The sequence below is a fragment of the Bradyrhizobium sp. 41S5 genome (assembly GCF_011516665.3).
Lineage (GTDB): Bacteria > Pseudomonadota > Alphaproteobacteria > Rhizobiales > Xanthobacteraceae > Bradyrhizobium > Bradyrhizobium quebecense.
The window spans coordinates 5,910,907-5,933,126 of record NZ_CP083721.1 but is presented as its reverse complement, the minus strand read 5'-3'; the positions used below and the strand labels follow the sequence as shown (position 1 = coordinate 5,933,126).

Annotated in this window: 19 protein-coding genes; 11 read left to right on the top strand and 8 right to left on the bottom strand. The window is 63.9% G+C overall.

Annotation, left to right across the window (positions count from 1 at the left end):
• Window positions 1-792: an ethanolamine ammonia-lyase subunit EutC gene (gene eutC / locus HAP47_RS28660; RefSeq protein WP_173641722.1), complete on the top strand. Its 792-nt coding sequence runs from the start codon at window positions 1-3 to the stop codon at window positions 790-792.
• A gap of 197 nt (window positions 793-989) precedes the next feature.
• Window positions 990-3,374: an efflux RND transporter permease subunit gene (locus HAP47_RS28655; RefSeq protein ID WP_173641723.1), complete on the top strand. Its 2,385-nt coding sequence runs from the start codon at window positions 990-992 to the stop codon at window positions 3,372-3,374.
• Between the two features lie 79 nt (window positions 3,375-3,453).
• On the opposite strand, the gene HAP47_RS28650 is transcribed toward HAP47_RS28655, so the two are convergent.
• Window positions 3,454-3,957, bottom strand: coding sequence for a hypothetical protein (locus HAP47_RS28650; protein ID WP_173641724.1), 504 nt, complete (start codon window positions 3,955-3,957; stop codon window positions 3,454-3,456).
• Between the two features lie 405 nt (window positions 3,958-4,362).
• Here HAP47_RS28650 and HAP47_RS28645 point away from each other — a divergent pair, with 405 nt between their 5' ends.
• The 6 genes from HAP47_RS28645 to HAP47_RS28620 all read left to right on the top strand — a co-directional run bounded on the left by HAP47_RS28645 (window position 4,363) and on the right by HAP47_RS28620 (window position 10,540).
• Window positions 4,363-4,602 carry a hypothetical protein gene (locus tag HAP47_RS28645; protein WP_173641725.1) on the top strand — a complete coding sequence of 80 codons (240 nt, stop codon included), beginning with the start codon at window positions 4,363-4,365 and terminating at the stop codon, window positions 4,600-4,602.
• Between the two features lie 196 nt (window positions 4,603-4,798).
• Window positions 4,799-5,677, top strand: a complete 879-nt coding sequence (gene hpnC, locus HAP47_RS28640; RefSeq protein WP_173641726.1) for a squalene synthase HpnC — start codon at window positions 4,799-4,801, stop codon at window positions 5,675-5,677.
• A complete protein-coding gene (hpnD, locus tag HAP47_RS28635) occupies window positions 5,674-6,510 on the top strand; it encodes a presqualene diphosphate synthase HpnD (RefSeq protein WP_173641727.1) in 837 nt (278 codons plus the stop codon). Before hpnC ends, hpnD begins: the two co-directional genes overlap by 4 nt.
• A complete protein-coding gene (gene hpnE, locus HAP47_RS28630) occupies window positions 6,510-7,760 on the top strand; it encodes a hydroxysqualene dehydroxylase HpnE (RefSeq protein WP_173641728.1) in 1,251 nt (416 codons plus the stop codon). Before hpnD ends, hpnE begins: the two co-directional genes overlap by 1 nt.
• 66 nt (window positions 7,761-7,826) lie before the next feature.
• A complete protein-coding gene (gene shc / locus HAP47_RS28625) occupies window positions 7,827-9,788 on the top strand; it encodes a squalene--hopene cyclase (protein WP_173641729.1) in 1,962 nt (653 codons plus the stop codon).
• Complete coding sequence (locus HAP47_RS28620; RefSeq protein WP_371821673.1) at window positions 9,785-10,540, top strand: phosphorylase; 756 nt, start codon at window positions 9,785-9,787, stop codon at window positions 10,538-10,540. The genes shc and HAP47_RS28620 overlap by 4 nt, the downstream gene beginning before the upstream one ends.
• A gap of 557 nt (window positions 10,541-11,097) precedes the next feature.
• On the opposite strand, the gene hpnH is transcribed toward HAP47_RS28620, so the two are convergent.
• The gene (hpnH, locus tag HAP47_RS28615; RefSeq protein ID WP_173641730.1) at window positions 11,098-12,267 is read right to left on the bottom strand and encodes an adenosyl-hopene transferase HpnH; all 1,170 of its coding nucleotides are present in this window, start codon (window positions 12,265-12,267) and stop codon (window positions 11,098-11,100) included.
• Between the two features lie 46 nt (window positions 12,268-12,313).
• The gene (gene ispH / locus HAP47_RS28610) at window positions 12,314-13,240 is read right to left on the bottom strand and encodes a 4-hydroxy-3-methylbut-2-enyl diphosphate reductase (protein WP_173641731.1); all 927 of its coding nucleotides are present in this window, start codon (window positions 13,238-13,240) and stop codon (window positions 12,314-12,316) included.
• A 452-nt stretch (window positions 13,241-13,692) separates the two neighbouring features.
• On the opposite strand from ispH, the gene HAP47_RS28605 reads away from it, so the two are divergent.
• A complete protein-coding gene (locus tag HAP47_RS28605; protein WP_173641732.1) occupies window positions 13,693-16,308 on the top strand; it encodes an MMPL family transporter in 2,616 nt (871 codons plus the stop codon).
• Between the two features lie 227 nt (window positions 16,309-16,535).
• On the opposite strand, the gene HAP47_RS28600 is transcribed toward HAP47_RS28605, so the two are convergent.
• Window positions 16,536-17,192, bottom strand: a complete 657-nt coding sequence (locus HAP47_RS28600) for a DUF2147 domain-containing protein (RefSeq protein ID WP_173641733.1) — start codon at window positions 17,190-17,192, stop codon at window positions 16,536-16,538.
• 102 nt (window positions 17,193-17,294) lie between these two features.
• On the opposite strand from HAP47_RS28600, the gene hpnO reads away from it, so the two are divergent.
• Window positions 17,295-18,686, top strand: a complete 1,392-nt coding sequence (gene hpnO / locus HAP47_RS28595; protein ID WP_173641734.1) for an aminobacteriohopanetriol synthase HpnO — start codon at window positions 17,295-17,297, stop codon at window positions 18,684-18,686.
• A gap of 143 nt (window positions 18,687-18,829) precedes the next feature.
• On the opposite strand, the gene HAP47_RS28590 is transcribed toward hpnO, so the two are convergent.
• The 4 genes from HAP47_RS28590 to HAP47_RS28575 form a co-directional block, all read right to left on the bottom strand.
• Window positions 18,830-19,594: an anti-sigma factor family protein gene (locus HAP47_RS28590; protein WP_173641735.1), complete on the bottom strand. Its 765-nt coding sequence runs from the start codon at window positions 19,592-19,594 to the stop codon at window positions 18,830-18,832.
• Complete coding sequence (locus HAP47_RS28585; RefSeq protein ID WP_173641736.1) at window positions 19,591-20,148, bottom strand: sigma-70 family RNA polymerase sigma factor; 558 nt, start codon at window positions 20,146-20,148, stop codon at window positions 19,591-19,593. Before HAP47_RS28585 ends, HAP47_RS28590 begins: the two co-directional genes overlap by 4 nt.
• Before the next feature lie 94 nt (window positions 20,149-20,242).
• Window positions 20,243-20,566, bottom strand: coding sequence for a cupredoxin domain-containing protein (locus HAP47_RS28580; RefSeq protein WP_024579453.1), 324 nt, complete (start codon window positions 20,564-20,566; stop codon window positions 20,243-20,245).
• A gap of 12 nt (window positions 20,567-20,578) precedes the next feature.
• Entirely contained in the window at window positions 20,579-21,532 is a 954-nt protein-coding gene (locus tag HAP47_RS28575; RefSeq protein ID WP_173641737.1) for a metallophosphoesterase family protein, read from the bottom strand.
• A gap of 251 nt (window positions 21,533-21,783) precedes the next feature.
• On the opposite strand from HAP47_RS28575, the gene HAP47_RS28570 reads away from it, so the two are divergent.
• Complete coding sequence (locus tag HAP47_RS28570; RefSeq protein WP_173641738.1) at window positions 21,784-22,191, top strand: GFA family protein; 408 nt, start codon at window positions 21,784-21,786, stop codon at window positions 22,189-22,191.
• Window positions 22,192-22,220: the final 29 nt, after the last annotated feature.

Here is a 22,220-nt window from a genome sequence, read left to right as displayed (position 1 = left end):
ATGACGACACCGGCGCCATCGTCCCCGTCGCTTCCCGATTTGCGCGACCTCACGCCGGCGCGTATCGGTCTCGGCCGGTCCGGAGCCAGCCTGCCGACCGATGCGCTGCTCTCGTTCACGCTCGACCACGCCCGCGCCCGCGACGCCGTTCACGCGGCCTTCGATGTCAGCGGCACTACGGCCGGTCTTGCCGGCCTCGGCATCACGTCGCACAAGGTGTCGAGCCAGGCGCCCGGCCGGCGCGACTATCTGCGCCGGCCCGATCTCGGACGCATGCTGGACTCAGCATCGCGACGGTCGCTGGAAGGGTGCGGCATCACCGCATGCTCCTGCGCCATTGTGATCGGGGACGGCCTGTCGCCGACCGCGGTCAATGTGCACGCCGTCGAATTGATCCGGCACCTCTTGCCGCGGCTTGCGGCCGACGGGATCGACGCTGGTGCGGTGATCGTCGCGTCAGGCGCGCGCGTCGCGCTCGGTGACGAGATCGGCGCCATCATCGGCGCGCGCATGCTGGTGATGCTGATCGGTGAACGGCCCGGCCTGTCCGTGCCCGACAGCCTTGGTGCCTATCTCACCTTCGCGCCGCGGATCGGCCTCACCGATGCCGACCGCAACTGCATCTCCAACATCCATCGTGCCGGCCTGAGCTACCCGGAAGGCGCATCCAGGATCTCGTGGCTTGTGCGCGAGGGACTGGCACGCCAGATCACCGGGGTCGCGTTGAAAGATGAAAGCGGCGGTGAATCGTCACAGAATGCGCTTCCAGGGTGTGACAAATCAGATACTTAATAGTGGGGATCAGCGGTTCCCCGCGCATTTGGTTCTGCCCTCGCGCTTGCGAGCAAAGGGGCAGACAGGTAAAACACGCGCCGGTCAATATTCGCGTGTTTTCAAGGACTAGCGCCGATAAGCCGCGCTCACCCGCCTCATTCGCGCCCCTCGACCCAAGCTAGACAGATTAAGCCGTTTTCAGAACTGGACAGGGCATGCTCGAAAAGAACTCCGAAAGTCAGGTCCACGTCGAGAAGGTCGAAGAGCCGCGGTCGGGCCCGAGCATCGCGTTCGGGATCGAGCGTCTCGGCCTGATCCCGATGCGGGCGCCGATCCTGTCCTGCATCGTGCTTGTCCTGTTGTTGATCGGCGCGGTGTTCGGCGTGCATCGGATCAAGATCGACGACTCGCTGTCGCAGCTGTTCCGTTCCGAATCGAAGGACTACAAGCAATATGAGGCGGTGACCAAGCGCTTCCCGGCAACCGAGTTCGACGTCCTCGTCGTGGTCGAAGGCAAGACGCTGCTCGAACGCGACAATCTCGGCAAGCTCCGTGACATGGTCACAGACCTGCAGCTCGTCGAGGGCGTGCGCGGCCTGGTGTCGCTGTTCTCCGCCCGCCAGGCGCCGGAGCCCGGCAAGCTGCCGGCGGCGCTGTTCCCCAATGAACTCCCCGAGGGCGTGGCCTACGACAAGTTCGTCGAGACCGTCAAAAGCAACGAGATCATCCGCGGCAAACTGCTGTCGGAGGACGGCACGCTCGCGCTGGTCGTGCTGTCGCTCGAGCCGGAGGTGGTCGGCAGCAACAAGCTCAGCAAGGTGGTCGGCGACATCAGGAAGATCATGGCCGACGATCTCAGCGGCAGCGGGCTCAATGCCCAGCTGTCCGGCGTGCCGGTCATGCAGCTCGAGATCCGCAATGCGGTCGAGCGCGACGGCCTAACCTACAACATCCTCGGCATCCTTGCCGGCTGCGTCATCGCCATCATCTTCTTCCGCAAGATATCCTTCATGGTGGCGGCGGCGTTCCCGCCGATGATCGCGATCCTGCTCGCGCTCGGCGGCCTCGGCTGGGCCAATTTCAATCTCAACATGTTCCTCAACGTGATGACGCCGCTCATCATGGTGATCAGCTTCTCCGACTCGATGCAGCTGACATTCGCGGCGCGCGACCGGCTGATCGCGGGCCAGGACAAGTTCACCGCGTTCAAGAACGCGGTGCTGGTGGTCGGCCCGGCCTGCGTGCTGACGCACGGCACGGCGGGCATTTCCTTCATCGCGCTGCAGTTCTCGGATTCCGACCTGATCCGCAAGTTCGGCGAGGCCGGGCTTGCGGCGACCATCATCGCGCTGGTCGCGGTGCTCTCGCTGGTGCCGGTGTTCGGCATCCTGCTGGTGCGCAACGAGAAGGTCTTCGCGGTCAAGTTCCAGAGCGCGGACGCGGGCGTGCAGGCGCTGCGCAATTTCTGCTACTGGATCGCGGTGCGGATGGTCGGCCGTCCCGGGCTGTTCAGCCTGCTCGCGCTGATCGTCGTCGGCGGCCTCGGCATTATCTATGCCAATCTCGAGCCGCGTTACCGGCTCGCCGACCAGGTGCCGGACAAGCGGCAGGCGGTGGAGGCGTCGAGCCGGCTCGACGCCAAGCTCACCGGCGCCAATCCGGTCGATGTGCTGATCGAATTTCCCAAGGGCCAATCGCTCTACTCGCCGGAGACGCTGAAGACGATCGCCGACGTTCACGCGATGGTCGAGGACAGCGCCGGCGTCGGCAACGTCTGGTCACTGGAGACCCTGCGGCGCTGGCTCGCCGAGAAGGCCGGCAGCAACGATGTCGCGACGCTGAAGGAATATGTCAGCGTGATTCCCGAGCATCTGGTGCGCCGCTTCATCTCGAAGGATCAGGATGCGGTCGTGGTGTCGGGCCGCGTCCCGGATCTCGATTCGAGCCAGCTGCTTCCGGTGGTCAACAAGCTTGATCATTCGCTGGACAAGGTGCGCGCCGAGCATCCCGGCTACGAGATCGCCGTCACCGGCCTGTCGGTGATTGCCGCGCGCAACAGCGCCAATATGATCGAGAAGCTCAACCGCGGCCTCACCGTGGAGTTTGCGCTGGTCGCGATCTTCATCGGGCTCGCGTTCCGCTCGGTCGTAGTGATGTTCTCCTGCATCCTGCCCGGCATCTTCCCGGTGGTGCTGTCAGGCACGGTGCTGTGGCTGCTCGGGGAGGGGCTGCAATTCGCCAGCGTCGTGGCGTTGACCGTGTCGTTCGGCCTCGGCCTCAGCGCCACTATCCACTTCCTCAATCGGTTGCGGCTCGAGACCAAGCCCGGTGTCACGCCGGAGCTTGCGGTGGAGCGCGCCACGGTGCTGGTCGGCCCGGCGCTGATCTTGACCACGGTGGTGCTGGCCTGCGGCCTCGTCGTCACCGTGTTCTCCGACCTGCCGTCGCTGCGGCTGTTCGGCTGGCTCAGCGCGTTCTCGATGGTCGCGGCCCTGGTCGCGGACCTCTTCATCCTGCGGCCGACCTCGATGTTCCTGATCAACCTGTCGCAAAGGCTCCGCGGCAAGGGCGGGCAACCGGCGCCGATCGAGAAGACTTGATTGATCGAAAACAAAAGGCCCGGTTCCGAAGCGTTCGGAACCGGGCCTTCTTGTTGGCGGGCGAAATCGGTCGGGAATGTCAGGTCTTCGTCATCGTGATCGTGACGCCGCGGATCTCGCCCTTGGAGTCGATCTGCACCACCTGCTTGGAGCCGTTGGTCTGCAGGTTCAGGTTTGCGGCAAAACCGGACGCCTCGACAAACACGTCGATCCGGCCGCCGCCCGCGGTGCCCTGCAAATTGCCGAAGATGTTGCGGCTGGCCTCGCTCCAGTTGCCGGAGATCCGGTCGCCCTGGCTGGTGACGTCGCTGGAGAGGTCGAACTTGTAGCTATCGCTCGCGCAATGCAGCGACTGCTTCAGGTTCATGCCCGATGGCGCGACCTTGTAATCCGCCTTGCAACGAATCCGTTCGGTCGTGCCGTTGGACAACGCTACCGTGCCCGATCCGGTCCACGAGCCGGCAAAACCGGCAAACGGACCGCTGGCCTGGGCATGGACTCCGGAGGCAGACAGCATCAGTGCGGCGCCGACGCCCACGGCTCTGAGGGCCTGACCATAAAGGCTGGAACCAAACAGTTTCATTGTGAATTTTCCCATCAAAATCAACGCCTCTTTCGCAAGAAAGCGTCTCGCCGCATCGAAGGTTTAGTGTCACCCAAGAATGTTAGGTTCAAACGACAGTAGCAGCGCGCGCGAGCCCTGTTGTCATCGCACAGAATCAGAAACCATCGGCCTCATGATGGCATGTAGCTTTGCGCGAGTGCGATCCGCAATACCCAAACGCGACAAAGTGATGGCATGAATCGTTGTGTTAAATCAATGGCTTATGCGGGGGTTTACAGCGTCGCAAATTTAGCCGCATTTAGCAGTGCTTGTCGTCAATCCGTTGCCGCGTTACGTGGCGTCTGCAATCCCCAAAATCCGTCCCGGCCATGCCGAAACGCGTTTCGGGAACAGATTTTCTGCTGTCGGAAATGAAGGAATACGATGCGTAAATTTCTCCTGGCTGTTGCCCTGTTGTCGATCCCGCTCTCGTCCAGCGCCTTCGCCCAGCAGCAAGGGCGCGGCGGTACGCCCGATGAGCAGAAGGCCTGCACGCGCGACGTGCAGCGTCACTGCCGCTCCGTCATCGATCAGGGCGATTTCACCATTCTCGCCTGCCTGCAGCAGAACCGCAGCAAGATCAGCGCCGCCTGCGACCAGGTGCTGAAGACCCACGGCCAATAAGACCGAATTCAGGTCTCAAGGGACCGCTATCGACACTGCGGCTGGCAGCCATGCCGGCCGCGGCTACGTATGCTGGCGGTCACAGATAGCATTGGTTTTGGTGGCGTATTCCCCTATATGGGGCTCGCAAATCCCCCGCATGCGCCTGACCGTCCGCGCCTGCGTCGTGCCATGACCAGTGTAGCCCAAATTTCCCATGACCACCGCGAGCGACCTGCGATCCGGAAAGACCCACCGCGACGAGAATTTTCCGGTCGCGTCGTGGATCATTCATCCGCGGCATCGTGCCCTGATCCTGGCCTTCTATAATTTCGTCCGCACCGCCGACGATATCGCCGATCACGCCACGCTGCCGGCCGAGGAGAAGCTGCGCTATCTCGACCTCATGGAGGCCGAGCTGCTCGGCAATGGCGATAGCCAGAAGGAAGCGGTCAGCCTGCGCCGCGCCTTCGCCGAGCGCGGCATGCCGCCGCGGCATGCGCTCGACGTGCTGGTGGCGTTCCGCCTCGACGTCACCAAGCTGCGCTACGAAAACTGGGACGACGTGATCGATTATTGCCGTTACTCGGCAATGCCGGTCGGGCGCTTCATGCTCGACGTGCATGGCGAGGATATTTCGACCTGGGCGGCGTCGGATGCGCTCTGCGCCGCATTGCAGATCAACAACCATCTGCAGGACTGCGGCAAGGACTACCGGAATCTGAACCGCGTCTATCTGCCGCGCAATGCGCTGGCCGCTACGGGTGCGTCCGTCGAGATGCTCGGCGAGGCGAAGTCGCAGCCGGCCCTGCTCCAATGCCTGCAGGCGCTCGCGGTGCGCACCGAAGCGCTGCTCGACCAGAGCAAGTCGCTCGCCGCCGAAGTGAAGGATTTCCGGCTCGGGCTCGAGATCTCGGTGATCCAGGCGTTCGCCGACAAGATCGTCAACATGCTGAAGGTGCGTGACCCGCTCAGCGAGCGCGTGCATCTGGGCCCGGTCGAATTGCTGCTGCAGAGCCTTGGCGGCGTCGCCGGCGAGACGGCGCGGCGGGCGATCGGACGACGTGCGGTCTCCAAGACGGCGGCAGGGGCATGAGTGCTGAGGCGGCGGCCAACGCGAATTACGGAACCACCGCGTCAGGCAGCTCGTTCTATGCCGCGATGCGCATCCTGCCGCACGCGCAGCGCGAGGCGATGTTCCAGATCTACAGCTTCTGCCGGCAGGTCGACGACATCGCCGATTCCGATGGTCCGCGGCCGGAGCGCCTGGCCGCCTTGCAGCAGTGGCGCGACGATATCGATGCGCTGTATGCGGGACATCCGCCGGCGCGACTGAAGGACTATGTCGCGTCGGTGAAGGCCTTCGGCCTGAAGCGCGAGGATTTCGTCGCGATCGTCGACGGCATGGAGATGGACGTGCCGCAGGACATCCGCGCGCCCGATCTTGCGACGCTCGATCTGTATTGCGATCGCGTCGCGAGCGCGGTCGGCCGGCTGTCGGTGCGCGTGTTTGGGCTGCCCGAGGAAGACGGCATCCAGCTCGCCTACCATCTCGGCCGCGCGCTGCAGCTCACCAACATCCTGCGCGACATCGACGAGGATGCCGGTCTCGGCCGGCTCTATCTGCCGCGCGAATGGCTCTGGCATGCCGGCATCACCAACAACGACCCGGCCCGCGTCACCGCCGATCGCGCGCTGCCGAAAGTGTGCGCGCCGCTTGCCGAGCGCGCCAAGATGCACTTCCAGAAGTCCGACGAGATCATGAAGCGCAATTCGCGCCGCGCCGTGCGCGCGCCGCGGATCATGTCGAAATACTACCGCGCGATCCTCGATCTCCTGATCGCGCGCGGCTTCGCCGCTCCGCGTGAGCCGGTGCGTGTGTCCAAGGCCGCCAAGATTGGCATTCTTCTTCGTTACGCGATCATCTGATGCAAAAGACCGTTCATATCATCGGTGCCGGTATTTCCGGCCTCTCGGCGGCCGTGCGGCTCGCCAATGGCGGCTACAAGGTTGCCGTCCACGAGGCGACGCAGCAAGCTGGCGGCCGCTGCCGCTCTTATTTCGACGCCGCCACCAATCTCACCATCGACAACGGCAACCATCTGCTGCTGTCGGGCAATCGCCATGCGCTGAGCTACGCGCGTTCGATCGGCACCGAGGCGGGCCTCGTGGGACCTGCGCGCGCGCAGTTTCCGTTCGTCGATCTGGCCTCCGGCCAGCGCTGGCAGCTCGACCTCGGCGATTCCCGCCTGCCGCTGTGGGTGTTCGACGAGGCGCGCCGTGTCCCGGACACCGGCCTGCGCGACTATCTCGCGTTGGCGCCGCTGGCCTGGGCCGGCACCGAGGCGCTGGTCGGCAACACCATTCCCTGCAAGGGCACGCTGTATGACCGCCTGGTGCAGCCGCTGCTGCTCGCCGCATTGAACGTCGATCCGCCGGAGGGCTCGGCCGGGCTTGCCGGCGCCATCGTGCGCGAGACGCTGCTCGCCGGCGGGCAGGCCTGCCGTCCGCTGATCGCGCGCGACGGCCTGAGCTCGGTGCTGATCGAGCCGGCCGTGAAGCTGCTGCAGGAGCGGGGCCACAGCGTCCAGTTCAGTCACGAATTGCGTACACTTGGCATGTCGGGTGATCGCATCAGCGAGCTCGACTTCGGCGGTGGCGACAAGATCACGCTGGCGGCCGACGATGCCGTCGTGCTCGCGGTGCCGCCGCGCGCCGCGGCAACGCTGCTGCCCGGCCTGAAAACCCCGACCAAATTCCGCGCCATTGTGAATGCGCATTTCCGCGTCGATCCGCCGCGCGACGCCGCGCCCATTCTCGGCGTGGTCGGCGGCCTCGTGGAGTGGCTGTTCGCGTTCCCGCAGCGGCTGTCGGTGACGATCAGCAACGGCGACCGCCTGGTCGACATGCCGCGCGAGGAGCTCGCGCAGGCGATCTGGCGGGACATCTGCAAGGCATCCGGCGTTTCCGGCGACTTGCCGCCGTGGCAGATCGTGCGCGAGCGCCGCGCCACATTTGAGGCGACGCCGGAGCAGAACGCCCTGCGTCCGGGGCCCACGACGGCGCAGAAAAACCTGTTCCTTGCCGGCGACTGGACTGCTACCGGGTTGCCGGCAACCATCGAGGGGTCGGTGCGGTCGGGTGATCGCGCCGCAGATCTGGTTCTGGCCAGGCGTTAGATTTGACCTGTTAAGCGGCCGCGGCTTTCGATCAGCCGGTCCGCAATGAAGAGGATATCGAGCGAAATGCTTTCGAGAGATCACGGCGTCGCAGTCGATCCGGTCGCGCTGGAGAAGAGCATCTCCAAGGCAACCGAAGCGCTGCTCGGCTATCGCCAGTCCGACGGGCACTGGATATTCGAGCTCGAGGCCGACAGCACCATTCCGGCCGAGTACATCCTGCTGCGTCACTACCTGGCCGAGCCCGTCGATGCCGCGCTCGAGGCCAAGCTAGGCAACTATCTGCGCCGCGTCCAGGGCGCGCATGGCGGCTGGCCGCTGGTGCATGACGGCCCGTTCGACATGAGCGCCAGCGTGAAGTCGTACTTCGCGCTGAAGATGATCGGCGATTCCGTCGACGCGCCGCACATGGTTCGGGCGCGCGAGGCGATCCGTTCGCGCGGCGGGGCTTCGGGCAGCAACGTGTTCACGCGCTTCCTGCTTGCGCTCTATGGCGTCGTGACCTGGCGCGCGACGCCGGTGCTGCCGATCGAGATCATGCTGCTGCCGATGTGGTCGCCGTTCCACATCAACAAGATCTCCTACTGGGCGCGCACCACCATGGTGCCGCTGATGGTGCTCGTTGCGCTGAAGCCGCGTGCCAAGAATCCGAAGGGCGTCGGCATCGACGAACTGTTCCTGGAGGATCCGAAATCGGTTCGCATGGCGCCGAAGGCGCCGCATCAGAGCGCGAGCTGGTTCTATCTGTTCCGCTCGCTCGACGCCGTGCTGCGCGTGATCGAGCCGATGTTTCCGAAGCGCCTGCGCCAGCGCGCCATCGATGCCGCGCTCGCCTTCACCGAAGAGCGGTTGAACGGCGAAGACGGCATGGGCGCGATCTATCCGCCGATGGCCAACATCGTCATGATGTATGAGGCGCTCGGCAAGGACGAGAATTTCCCGCCGCGCGCCGTCACCCGCCGCGGCATCGACAAGTTGCTGGTGATCGGCGACGACGAGGCCTATTGCCAGCCCTGCGTCTCGCCGGTGTGGGACACCGCGCTGACCTGTCATGCGCTGCAGGAAGCGGGCAGCGACGATACGCTCGCCAAGGCCAAGCAGGGGCTCGACTGGCTAAAGCCGCGCCAGGTGCTGGAGCTGAAGGGCGACTGGGCGGTCAAGGCGCCGAATGTCCGTCCCGGCGGCTGGGCGTTCCAGTATAACAACGATCACTATCCCGATCTCGACGACACTGCGGTAGTCGTGATGGCGATGGATCGCGCGCGGCGTCATACCGGAACCCGGGAGTACGACGAGGCGATCGCGCGCGGCCGCGAGTGGATCGAGGGGCTGCAGAGCCGCGACGGCGGCTGGGCGGCGTTCGACGCCAACAATCTCGAATATTACCTCAACAACATCCCGTTCTCCGATCACGGCGCCTTGCTCGATCCGCCGACCGAGGATGTTACGGCACGCTGTATCTCGATGCTGGGCCAGCTCGGCGAGACCGCCGAGAGCAGCAAGGCGATGGCCGACGGCATCGCCTATCTGCGCCGCACCCAGCTGGCCGAGGGCTCCTGGTACGGCCGCTGGGGCCTGAATTACGTCTACGGCACCTGGTCGGTGCTCTGTGCGCTAAATGTCGCAGGGGTCGATCGCAACGACCCGATGATTCGGAAAGCGGTCGATTGGCTGGCGTCAGTCCAGAATCAGGACGGCGGCTGGGGCGAGGACGCCGTCAGTTACCGGCTGGATTACAAGGGTTATGAAGTCGCGCCGTCGACCTCCTCGCAAACGGCATGGGCCTTGCTTGGATTGATGGCGGCCGGAGAGGTCGAAAATCCCGCCGTTGCGCGGGGGGTGGAGTACCTAAAGGCAACACAGACGGAAAAAGGGCTGTGGGACGAGCAGCGATACACAGCTACGGGGTTTCCGCGGGTATTTTACTTGCGATATCATGGCTACTCGAAGTTCTTTCCGCTCTGGGCGCTGGCGCGGTATCGGAATTTGAGAAGCACCAATAGCAGGGTGGTAGGGGTCGGGATGTGATTGTTGAGGCGGGGGCCGCCGAGACCGTGGGCAGTAGAATTGATCCTCGGCCGGTATTGATTGTGACTGGATTGGTGCAGGAGGCCCGCATCGCAGCCGGTCCCGGCATGATCGTGATCTGCAGCTCGAGCGATCCGCAGCAGCTGCGTGAATTGCTGGCGACGCTGGATCCGACGAGCTTCCGTGGCGTGATTTCGTTCGGCGTGGCCGGCGGGCTGGACCCGTCGCTAAAGTCGGGCGACGTCGTCGTCGCGACCGAAGTGATGTCCGGCGATACCCGTTTCCTGGCCGCATCCGCACTGAACGAAGAGATGATCGCCAGCGCCGCGCTGAAGCGCCGCAGGATCGTTCGCGGCGGGCTTGCCGGCGTGGAAGAGGTGATCGCGGCGAAGGCCTGCAAGGCCGCCCTGCGCTCGATGACGGGCGCAGCCGCAGTCGACATGGAAAGCCATATCGCGGCAGCCTATGCGGCCAAGGCAGGCGTTCCGTTCGCCGCGCTGCGCGTGATCAGCGATCCCGCGCACCGGGCGCTGCCCGAGCTTGCGAAATCCGCGGTGAAGCCGAACGGCGACATCGACCTGCGCAAGGTGCTGCGCGGCATCGTGCGCAATCCGCGGACGCTGCGGGCGCTGGTGTCGACCGGAATCGATTTCAATCGCGCGCTGCGCTCGCTGCGCAGCTGCCGCGGCTTCCTGCTCGGCAACGACGTGCTGATGCCGGTGGAAGACGTGCTGGTGGCGAAGGCGGCCTGATCCAGCTGTCCCGAGCCGGGATGGCGTTGCGCGCCGCACCAAGCTCAAACAATCAAGCTTAAAGATAGAGGCCCGATCGCATCGCGATTGGGCCTCTTGCTTTGGTGCCTGATGGTTTGGCTCGATGCCGCGCCGGACCGGATTCCGGGGCATTCAGCGGACGATTTGCCGGGCGTGCATTTGCCGGCTTGCGGGCGGGTGACCCTCGAGGCCTGTTCCTGCCTGCGCATGGCACGGCAAGTCTCCGATGATCATTGGTCCTGCAGGTGCAGCGTCCGCAGGCGGTGCGCGCTGTCCTGCGACCTCGGACCGCCCGTGGATGCTGGACAGATACCGCTATTCGATCGACTATGAACTATGATCCTGCATTCATAAGGTTCAGCTGGCGCTGCGCAATGTCCCGCTCGGGATCGAACGTGGCACGCTCAGCGCGCCGCGCGCGTCCGGGATAGAGAAGCTGCTGCAATCCGCTCGCAGCCGCGTTCCGGCAGGATGACGACAAAAGGCCCGGTCGCGTCGCGATCGGGCCTTTGTCCTTGATGTCCGGGCGGCGCGGCTTAGGCGGCGGTCGACGCCTTCCGGGCTGCCGCGGCCTTCTTCTGCTCGGCGGCCTCAGCCTCGTCGCGGCGGATATCCGAAAGCTTCTTCTGGACCTGCTCGGCGAAGATGTACTGCGCCGGACGCTGCTTCGACATGTCGATCTCCGGCGCCATCGGGCCAGTGGTCTTGATGCCGCGCAGCGCGACCCACATCGCCTTCAGCGGATTGTTGATCGCAGCGGTCGCCGCGGTCGGCTCGTAACCGCAATGGGCCATACAGTCGGCGCACTTCTCGTACTTGCCGGTGCCGTAGGTCTCCCAATCGGTGGTGTCCATCAGCTCCTTGAAGGTCTTGGCGTAGCCTTCACCGAGCAGATAGCAGGGCTTCTGCCAGCCGAAGATATTGCGCGCCGGCATGCCCCAGGGCGTGCACTCGTATTCCTGGTTGCCGGCGAGGAAGTCGAGGAACAGGCCGGAATGCATGAAATTCCACTTCTTGCCCTTGCCGAGCGCAAAGACGTCGCGGAACAGCTTCTTGGTCTTGGTGCGGTTGAGGAAGTGCTCCTGGTCGGGCGCACGCTCATAGGCGTAACCTGGCGACATCGAGACGCCGACGCCGAGCTCGGTGGTGAAGTCGAGGAATTTGGCGATCTCCTCGGCCGGATGGCCGTCGAAGATCGTGGCGTTGACGTTGACCGTGAAGCCGCGCGCCTTCGCCGCCTTGATCGCGGAGACAGCGCGATCGAACACGCCCTTCTGCGACACCGCCTTGTCGTGATGGTCCTTCAGGCCGTCGAGATGCACCGAGAAGAACAGATAGGGCGACGGCTCGAACAGATCGAGCTTCTTCTCGAGCAGCAGCGCATTGGTGCACAGCGAGACGAACTTCTTGCGCGCCACGAGGCCGCGCACGATCTCGCCGATCTCCTTGTGGATCAGCGGCTCGCCGCCCGGGATCGCCACCATCGGTGCGCCGCATTCGTCGGCCGCGTCCCAGCATTCCTGCGCGGTCATGCGGCGATTGAGGATCGCATCGGGATAATCGATCTTGCCGCAGCCAACGCAGGCCAGGTTGCAACGGAACAGCGGTTCCAGCATCAGCACGAGCGGATAGCGTTTGCGGCCAAGCAGTTTCTGCTTGATCAGATAACCGCCGATACGCATTTCCTTGAAGAACGGTATAGCCATTAGACGATTTTCTTTCTGCACTTATCAAAGGGAAAGTGGGTTCAGATCAGCCCGCAGTCAGTTCGGCCGGCAGCCGGAATTCGATATTCTCTTCTCGGCCCGGAACGACCGAGACCGACACCGGTCCGATGCGCCGCAGGGCCTCGATGACATCGTCGACCAAAACTTCAGGTGCCGATGCACCCGCCGTAATGCCGACGGCCTTCGCATCCTTCAGCCAATCCGGGTTGAGCTCGCTCCCATCGGCAATGAGATAACTCGCGACACCAACCTCGGTGCCGATCTCACGAAGCCTGTTCGAGTTGGAACTATTGGTGGCCCCCACCACCAAAATGACGTCCACCAGCTTGCTTAGGTCCCTTACCGCAGATTGGCGGTTCTGTGTCGCATAGCAGATATCCCTGATGTCCGGGCCTTGAATATCTGTAAATTTTGCCTGAAGGGCCGCGATGATGTCCCTGGTGTCGTCCACCGACAGGGTGGTCTGGGTGATGTAGGCGACCGGGGCATCGGTCGGCAGCCGCAATTCCGCCACATCCTGAACGCTCTGGACCAGCAGGACCGGCCCCGGAACCTGCCCCATGGTTCCCTCGACCTCGGGATGGCCGGCATGCCCGATCAGGATCAGGGCGCGGCCTCTCGAGATATAGCGCTTGCCCTGGTTATGGACCTTGGTGACGAGCGGGCAGGTGGCATTGAGCACGGGCAGGTCGCGGGCCTCCGCCTCCTCCTCGACGCTCCTGGCGACGCCATGGGCACTGAAGACGGTCACCGCCTTGGGCGGCACTTCCGACAGGTCTTCGACGAAGATCGCGCCCTTCTTCTTCAAGCTTTCGACCACGTATTTGTTGTGCACGATCTCGTGTCGGACATAGACCGGCGGGCCATACTTCTGCAGCGCGCGTTCGACGATTTCGATCGCGCGCACAACGCCCGCGCAAAAGCCGCGCGGCTGGGCAAGAAACACTTCCATAGGTCGTCCGTTACGCAAATTGCACCAATCTCATTTCATGCCCTGCGGCCATTTCGGCAAAGCACTCCGCCCGGTCGGACGCCGCAACTTCAGTTGCAATGTCCGCACCATCTCAGGTCCTGCACGTGATCCGCGCCCTCAAGGGCATGGAAATACAGGGATTTGTGGCAAAAAGGTAGCGCTTCGAGCGGATGGGTAGCCAGGGAGGTCGGAAGATTGAGGTAATATAGTGTGGATTTCGGGCCGTGCGACCGTCTGTCCCCTCACTTGTTCGTCACTTTATCGCCCACTCCTGCGGTCTATACCGGCAACTCGTGGCCGTTCCTGTGCTTTGGAACCTCCTTGCCATCTCGTCGAGGAAGGTAACCAAAACAACATTAGGTCGGTCCCCGGAACTCCGCTACAGAGCGGGCGTTTTCGGCCTTGCTTCCCAGAGATTAGAAAGAAACGAAGTGCTGACAAATATTGTCGTCTCCGTTGTTAGAACCTGTACGCGTTTTGCCCTTCCGGTTGTCATTCTCTCGGTGCTGCTGTCGATCGGCGCCGGCTTCTATACGGCCCGCAACTTCTCGATCAACACCGACATCAACAAGCTGATCTCGCCGGATCTGGATTGGCGCAAGCGCGACAACCAGTTCGAGGAAGCCTTTGATCGCGAGCGGCTGATCCTGGCTGTCGTCGAGGCCGCGACGCCCGAGTTGACCAGCTCGGCCGCGAAGGCGCTTACCGCGAAGCTGCAAGCCGACAAGAAGAACTTCGAGGCGATCACCGCGCTCGGCTCCGGCGAATTCTTCGAGAAGAACGGCTTGCTGTTCCTGCCGACCGAAGAGGTCGGCAAGGTCACGGGCCAGCTCGAATCGGCCGCGCCGCTGATCGAGATCATGGCCGGCGACCCTTCGATTCGCGGACTGACCGGTGCGCTCGAGACCGGCCTTGCCGGCGTCAAGCGCGGACAGGTCAAGCTCGACAATGCGGCTCCGCCCTTCAACCTGATCTCCGAGACCGTCGAGACCGTCCTCGCCAAGGGCAACGCGACCTTCTCCTGGCGCGAGCTCACGAGCGACAAGCCGCTGACCGATTCGGACAAGCGCGCCTTCATCGAGATCAAGCCGATCATCGACTATTCGGCGCTGGAGCCGGGCAAGGACGCAACCGACGCGATCCGCCAGGCGGCGGCCGACCTGAAATTCCCGACCGAGTATCACGCGCGCGTCCGCCTGACCGGACCCGTGCCGATCGCCAACGAAGAATACGCCACCGTGCAGGACGGCGCGATCCGCAACGGCATCGGCACCGTGGTGATCGTGCTGATCATCCTCTGGCTGGCACTGCATTCCGGCAAGATCATCTTCGCGGTGTTCGTGAACCTGTTCATCGGCCTTGCCATCACCACGGCGGTCGGCCTGATGATGGTCGGGTCGCTGAACCTGCTCTCGATCGCCTTCGCGGTGCTGTTCGTTGGCCTCGGTGTCGACTTCGGCATCCAGTTCAGCGTCCGCTACCGCTCCGAGCGCTACAAGAACGACAACCTGACGCTGGCGCTGGAAAACGCCGCGCGCCGCTCGGCGGTGCCGCTGTCGCTCGCGGCGATGGCGACCGCGGCCGGCTTCCTGTGCTTCCTGCCGACCGACTACAAGGGCATCTCCGAACTCGGCAAGATCGCAGGCGCCGGCATGCTGGTGGCCTTCATCACCAGCATCACGGTGCTGCCGGCGCTGCTCGACCTGCTCAATCCGCCTGGAGAGAAGGAGCCGGTCGGCTACGCCTTCCTGGCGCCGCTCGATCACTTCCTCGAAAAGCATCGCGTCCCGATCATCGTCGGCACGATCCTGGTCACGGTCGCGGGCCTGCCGCTGCTGCACTACATGAAGTTCGACTTCAACCCGATCAATCTGCGCAACAAGCAGGCGGAATCGATCGCGACCTTCCTCGACCTGAGAAACGATCCGAACACCGGCGCCAACGCCATCAACGTGATGACGCGCTCGGAGGCCGACGCCAAGAAGATCGAGGCCAAGCTCGAGAAGCTGCCGGAAGTGTCGCGCGTGATGTCGCTCGACAGCTTCGTGCCTGATGATCAGCCGGCCAAGCTGAAGCTGATCGCGCAGGCGGCCAAGACGCTCGGCCCCGCGCTCAACCCTGACTCGGTTGATCCGGCGCCGTCGGATCAGGAGAACGTCGAGTCGCTGAAGAGCTCGGTCGACAGCCTGCGCAGGACCGCGGGCGACGGCAAGGGGGCGGGCGCGGTTGCCGCACGCCGGCTCGCCGACGCCCTGCAGAAGCTGGCCGATTCGAATCAGGCCATCCGCGACAAGGCGCAGGACGTCTTCGTCGCGCCAATGAAGATCGTGTTCGATCAGCTCCGCAATACGCTGCAGGCCCAGACCGTCACGCTGCAGAACCTGCCGCCGGAACTGGTCGAGAGCTGGAAGACCAAGGACGGCCTGATGCGTGTCGAGGTCGAGCCGAAGGGCGATCCCAACGACAACGACAATCTGCGCCGTTTTGCCGACGCCGTGCTCGCCGCCGAGCCGACCGCGATCGGCGGGCCGGTCTCGATCCTGAAGTCGGGCGATGTCATCGTGAATGCGTTCATCCACGCCGGCATCCTGGCGCTGGTCACGATCGGCCTGCTGCTGTGGCTGACGCTGCGCCGCGTCGTCGACGTGCTGATGACGCTGGTGCCGCTCCTGGTGGCCGGCATCGTCACGCTGGAGATCTGCGTGCTGATCGGACTGCCGCTCAACTTCGCCAACATCGTCGCGCTGCCGCTGCTGCTCGGCGTCGGCGTCGCGTTCAAGATCTACTATGTCACGGCGTGGCGACAGGGCAGGACAAACCTGCTGCAGTCGAGCCTGACGCGTGCGATCTTTTTCAGCGCGCTGACCACGGCGACCGCGTTCGGCAGCCTGTGGCTGTCCAGTCATCCCGGCACCGCGAGCATGGGCAAGCTGCTTGCGCTCTCGCTCGTCACCACACTCGCGGCAGTGTTGCTGTTCCAGCCGGCGCTGATGGGCAAGCCGCGCGAAGCCCTCAAGGAGGAGGATATCGCCAACGACGTGACCTGACGCGCAGGCGATCGGGCTTGGCGGCAGTGTGCCGCCGAGCCCTAAATTCAGGCACGCATCAACGTCCCGAAGCAGCCAGCGTGCTCGCGCGCGACTGCGTGCGGCGTCGCAAGCTGGCCTCTGCTAGAGCATTTTCGGTTCTGATAGAATCAGAACCGAATCTCTAGTTTGTTGTTCGCCGCGTTTTCTTCGCGCGAACCGGTGCGTCCACTTCGCTCGAAAACGCTCTAATGCGTCGGCCGTGCGATGTCCGGGAGCAGGCAAATATCGCCCACGACGTCAGCAGACGCATTGGCGCTGCCTGGGGCATGGGCTGCCTGCTTTTGCCCCGGCTTGGTGGCAGGTGCCACGGCGCCGGTGGTCCTCTGCGGCGCTGCCGATTTGGGCAGGGCGCCCTTTGCTGCCGGGCTGCCCGCGGCAGGCGGGTTGCCGGCAGCGCTGACGGGGATCGGCGGACCGACGCGGGTCCAGGTCTCGCCGCCACACAGGAAGCCGAGCACGCAGCCCTGGATCTCGAGCTGATCGGTGCCGACGGGCTTGATGGTCGAGCTGTAGAGCTGGCCGTCCTTCGCGTTGTAGACTTGGCCTTCCCACGCATCGGCGCCGGCCTTCTTCTTCATGTCGATCAGGATCGGCATGCCGAGCGTCGGCCTGCTTTGCTTCGCCGGATCAGGATTGTTCTTATCCTTGCCGCCGGGGGTTTTTTCCCAGGACACCGCACCCCACATGTTGCCATTGCACTGGGCGACACGGATGGTGGCGACACCGTCTGCGACCTTCCAGTCGCCGGTCGGGTCCGCTGCAAGCGCCGGTGATAATATGGTGGCCAAAAATAAACCTGAAAAGGCTATTGTACGCGCGAAAGTTCTTGGGCAGTGCAACATGGTCCAAACCTGTGCTTAACTAGACGATCCGAGCGGGGGTCAAAACGCCGCTAGCGAGCGTTTTAAGTTGACGAGATGGCCATCAACCGACGTATGTAACGAATGGTAAGTTCCAATTTAGACGTTTCCGAGATTTTTGTGGAGCGCGAGGGGCAGCGCGGTGCCATGCACACGCGTCACCTCAACGAGCAGCTCGTTCGCGTCCTCAAGACCATTGGCTATGACGTCGGCTTCCAGAAGGGGCAAGGCCAGTACCTCTTCGATCGTCAGGGGGCTCGTTACCTCGATCTATTGAGCGGATTTGGCGTTTTTGCGATTGGCCGCAATCATCCGGACCTGCGCAAGGCGCTGAAGAGCGTGCTCGACGCCGATCTGCCGAATCTGGTGCAGCTCGACGTCTCCACGCTCGCCGGCGTGCTCGCGGAACGGCTTCTGGAATATGTTCCATATCTGGACAAGGTGTTTTTCGCCAATTCCGGTGCCGAAACCGTCGAAGCGGCGATCAAGTTCGCGCGTGGCGCCACCGGCCGCCCCGGCATCGTCTATTGCGGGCATTCGTTCCACGGCCTGTCCTACGGCGCCCTGTCGCTGACCGATGATTCGAATTTCCGCAGCGGCTTCGAGCCCCTGCTGCCGGGCTGCACCCCGATCCCCTACAACGATCTTGAGGCGCTCGAAAAAGCGCTGTCGTCGCGCCAGGTTGCCGCGTTCATCGTCGAGCCGATCCAGGGCAAGGGCGTCAACATGCCCACCGACGAGTTCCTGCCCGGCGCGCTGGCGCTGTGCCGCAAATACGGCACGCTGTTCATCGCCGACGAGATCCAGACCGGCATCGGCCGCACCGGCAAGTTCCTCGCGATCGAGCACTGGGGCATCGAGCCCGACATGGTGCTGCTGGCGAAGGCGCTGTCCGGCGGCCACGTGCCGATCGGCGCGCTGCTGACGCGCAAGAATATCTTCGACAAGATCTTCAACCAGATGGATCGGGCCGTCGTGCACGGCTCGACCTTCGCCAAGAACGATCTGGCGATGGCTGCCGGCATCGCCACGCTCGATGTCATCAAGGCAGAGAAGCTCGTCGAGAACGCCGCCAAACGCGGCGCCGAGCTCCGCCTTGCGCTGACCCGCATGGTGCCCGGCTACGAGTTGATGAAGGAAGTCCGCGGCAAGGGCCTGATGATCGGCGTCGAGTTCGGTCCGCCGAAATCGCTGCGGCTGAAGGCGTCGTGGAACCTGCTGGAGACCGCCAACAAGGGTCTGTTCTGCCAGCTGATCACGGTGCCACTGTTCAAGGATCACAAGATCCTGACCCAGGTCGCCGGCCACGGCCTCTACACCATCAAGCTGCTGCCGCCGCTCATGATCACCGAAGAGGACTGCAGCTGGATCGAGAAGTCGTTCGACGAGGTGATCGCCGGCAGCCACAAGGTTCCCGGCGCGATCTGGTCGCTCGGCAAGACGCTGGTCGACAACGCGGTGCGCAAGTCGGCGTAAAGTTCGAACCCGTCGCATCCGGGCTACGAAGCAGCCTCATCCGTCATTGCGAGCGAAGCGAGGCAATCCATCGCGACAGACGGAGATATGGATTGCTTCGTCGCTGTCGCTCCTCGCAATGAAGGTCAACCAAGGGAAGCATCTCACCCCTCCTTGTTCGCGTGCATCGCGCTTTCGAACTTGTCGCCGAACTCCGTCAGCTCATCGGCGCCGAGGTCGCTGACCGCCCAGTAATTCAGGCCGCGGTCGCTCCAGCGCCGGATGTTGAAGCCCTGCAGTGTCGAGATCTTCGCGGACTTCCGTTCAGTGTTCGCCGTCTGCGCCACGAACAGGTTGATGACGTGCTGGCGGCGCTTGTAGACCACGGCGCCGATCTCGCGGGCGTTGACGTAGTCGAGCCGGCCGCCGATCAGGGTAAAGCCCTGCGCGGTGAGATCGATCACCGGCGGCGAGACGTCGAGCTTGCCGTTGAACCAGGGCTTGACCGTATGCTGATCGGTCGAGACCACGTCGATCAGGTGGCCGGCCTGCAGCGAGCGCAGATGCGCCGACACCACCTCGTTCTCGATGCGCTGCTCGTCGTCGTTGCGCAGCACGATCGCGACGAGGCCGGTCGCGGCCATCGCCGACACGGCGGAGCCCATCGCGAAGCCGCGCAGCACCGAGCGCCGGGTCGGCGCCGCCTGCGGTTGCGGCAATGCCTTCTCAATCTTGCGGCGCAGCTCGAGCGGTGCCTTGTAGCGCACGTCGCTCTCGGCGATCGCCTGACGGATCTCCTGATATTCCTTCATCAGGGCGGCGCAATGCGCGCAACCCTCGATATGGGCTTCCACTTCGCGCGCATGGCCGGCATCGAGTTCGCCGTCGATCAGCGCGTGGACCAGCACTTCGGCTTCCTCGCAGTTCATTTCACTTGCTCCTGTTCCGCGAGCCAGGCCGATCGCAGCATGGCGCGGGCGCGTGCGAGGCGGGACATCACGGTGCCGACAGGCACGGCGGCGACATCGGCGATCTCGCGGTAAGAAAGATTCTGGATTTCCCTGAGCACAAAGGTCTCGCGGAACGGCTCGGCGAGCGCCGCGACGAGCTTGCGCACGGTGTCGCCGTCGAAGCGACGCAGCAGCTGCTTTTCCGGGGTCTCCGGCGCCTCGTTCCACAGCGGGGTCTGATCGCCACCCTCGGGCAGCTCCTCGACCGCGGTGGGGGCGGTCTTGCGGCGGGCATATTCGGCGCGGCAGACATTGCGCAGGATCGCAAACAGCCACGGCTTCATCGCAGGTCCACGGTAGCTGTCGAAATGCTTGTAGGCGCGCAGATAGCATTCCTGCACCGCATCCTCGGCGTCGGCGGCATCGCGCAACAAATAGCGTGCCAGGGTATAGGCGTCGTCAAGGTACGGCAGCGCGGCTTCGCGGAAGCGCCGCGCCTTTTCGGGATCGTCTTGCGACGCTTTGACAACCATCGTGTCCTGCCCGGCATGTGGAGAGACGGCTTGTGCCCGGCCGGGGGCGGAGAGCCACCGGCCGGGTATCGCTGTGATTGTATGGGTGGTCACGTTACCCAACCTTGATACTGCCTGTCATGTGCGGATGCAGCGAGCAGAAATACTTGTACTCGCCGGGCTCCGTGAAGGTGAACGAGAAGGTGCCGTCGGTATCCATGGTCTTGGAGCGGAATTTTCCCGCACACACCACGGTGTGCGGGATGTCGTCGCGGTTGGTCCAGGTCACGGTGGTGCCGACCTTCACGTCGAGCGGGTTCGGCGCGAACGAGAAGTTGTCGATGTGGACCGCGACGTCTTCGGCGCGGGCCGCCGTGACAGGAAGCAGCATGGTCGCGACCACGGCTATACCGAAATCGCGTCGATTGATCGAACTCATCGGTCTCGTCCCTCAGCCCTGCAACGGCGTGTCGATGATCGCCAGCGGCTGGCTGTTCTGCTTGAAGTTGATGCTGGCGACGCCGAGCATGCTGCGCAGCTTGGCATCCTCGACCTTCATCGGGCCGGGCGAGGGGGCGGCACCCGGCGCCGGCTGCGGGAAGGCCGTCGAACGCGCGGTGTGGAAGGTGACGTTGCCCTCGACCTTCTGCATCACCTGGTGGATGTGGCCGTTCAGCACGGTGACCGAGCCGAAGCCCTTGACGTACTCCAGTGCGCGGGCGCCGTCCTCGGTACCCCAACCCCATTGCGGATAGACCGTCCACAGCGGGATGTGGGCGAACAGCACGATCGGGGTCGACTTCGAGCGGCCCTTGAGGTCGTTCTCGAGCCATTCCAGCTGCTCGTTGCCGAGATTGCCGAGGCCGCCGCCCTTGAGGTCGACGACGTTGACGAGGCCGACGAAATGCACGCCGCCGGCGTCGAAGGAGTAGTAGCCCGGACCCTTGGTGCCCTTGCCGTAGCGTTCCTTGTAGAGCTTGACCTCCTCGTCGATGAAGTCGTGCTCGCCCGGCACGTAATGCACGTCGAGCTTGGCCTGCGAGATGATGCGATCGGCGTCATCGAATTCGGACGCCTTCGACAGATGCGTGATGTCGCCGGTGTGGATCATGAACGACGGCTTGACCTGCATCGCCCGGACCTTGTTGATGGCCTCCTCAAGTGTGCCGATGGCGTTCGGGTTGGCCGGCTTGTCGAACCCGACATGGCTGTCGCTGATCTGCATGAAGGTCATGCCGGTGGTCGCTTCGGCTGCGGCTGCCGAGTCGACGATGCCGAGCGAATGCGGCACGCCGCCGGTAACCGTCCAGAGCACGCCGGTGCCGGCCCAGGTCATGCATTCCAGCACCTTGCGTCGGCTGACGCCTTTCTCTTCATCGTGGTGGTCGTGATCGTGTCCGCTCATAGCAAGTCTCCCGTTGGGCCCAGGGATTGGGTTTCCGGGAAGGTGATCGGCGGGCCTGAGGGTTTATTCCCGGGGCTTTGGAGGGGGGTGAGGGCCGGCATGACGATTTCGTGAGAGCGGGAAAGCCCGCCGCGACATGAGCAGACATACCGCCGGCGCGACAGGGGGACGCAAGGGCAAGATGCGCCATTGAAAGTTTGGGGCCTGCAACGCTATCGACCCGGCAAACCACTGATCGGTCGGAGGAACACATGGCTGAGGTCACCGGCGGCTGTCACTGCGGAGAGATACGTTACGAGGTGACCGGGGAACCGGTCGTCCATGCGCTGTGTCACTGCACCGATTGCCGGCGCCATGCCGGCGCGCCGATGGTCGGCTGGGTGATGGTCGCAGAAGGCATGGTCAAGGTGACCAAGGGGCAGCCCAGCATCTACCGGTCCTCCGAGCATGGCCGGCGGCAATTCTGCGCGAGCTGCGGCACCGGGCTTTTCTACACCAATGGCAACATGTTGCCCGGGTTCATCGACATTCAGAGCGGCACCTATGACGATCCCGATGCGGTTCCGGCAACCATGCATATCCAGGTCGCGGAGCGGCTGCGTTGGATGGAAGCGGCGCATGAGCTACCGACCGTCGAGCGCTTTCCGCCGCCGGAATGACGGGTGGCCGACCGGTGCAGTGGCGCTGA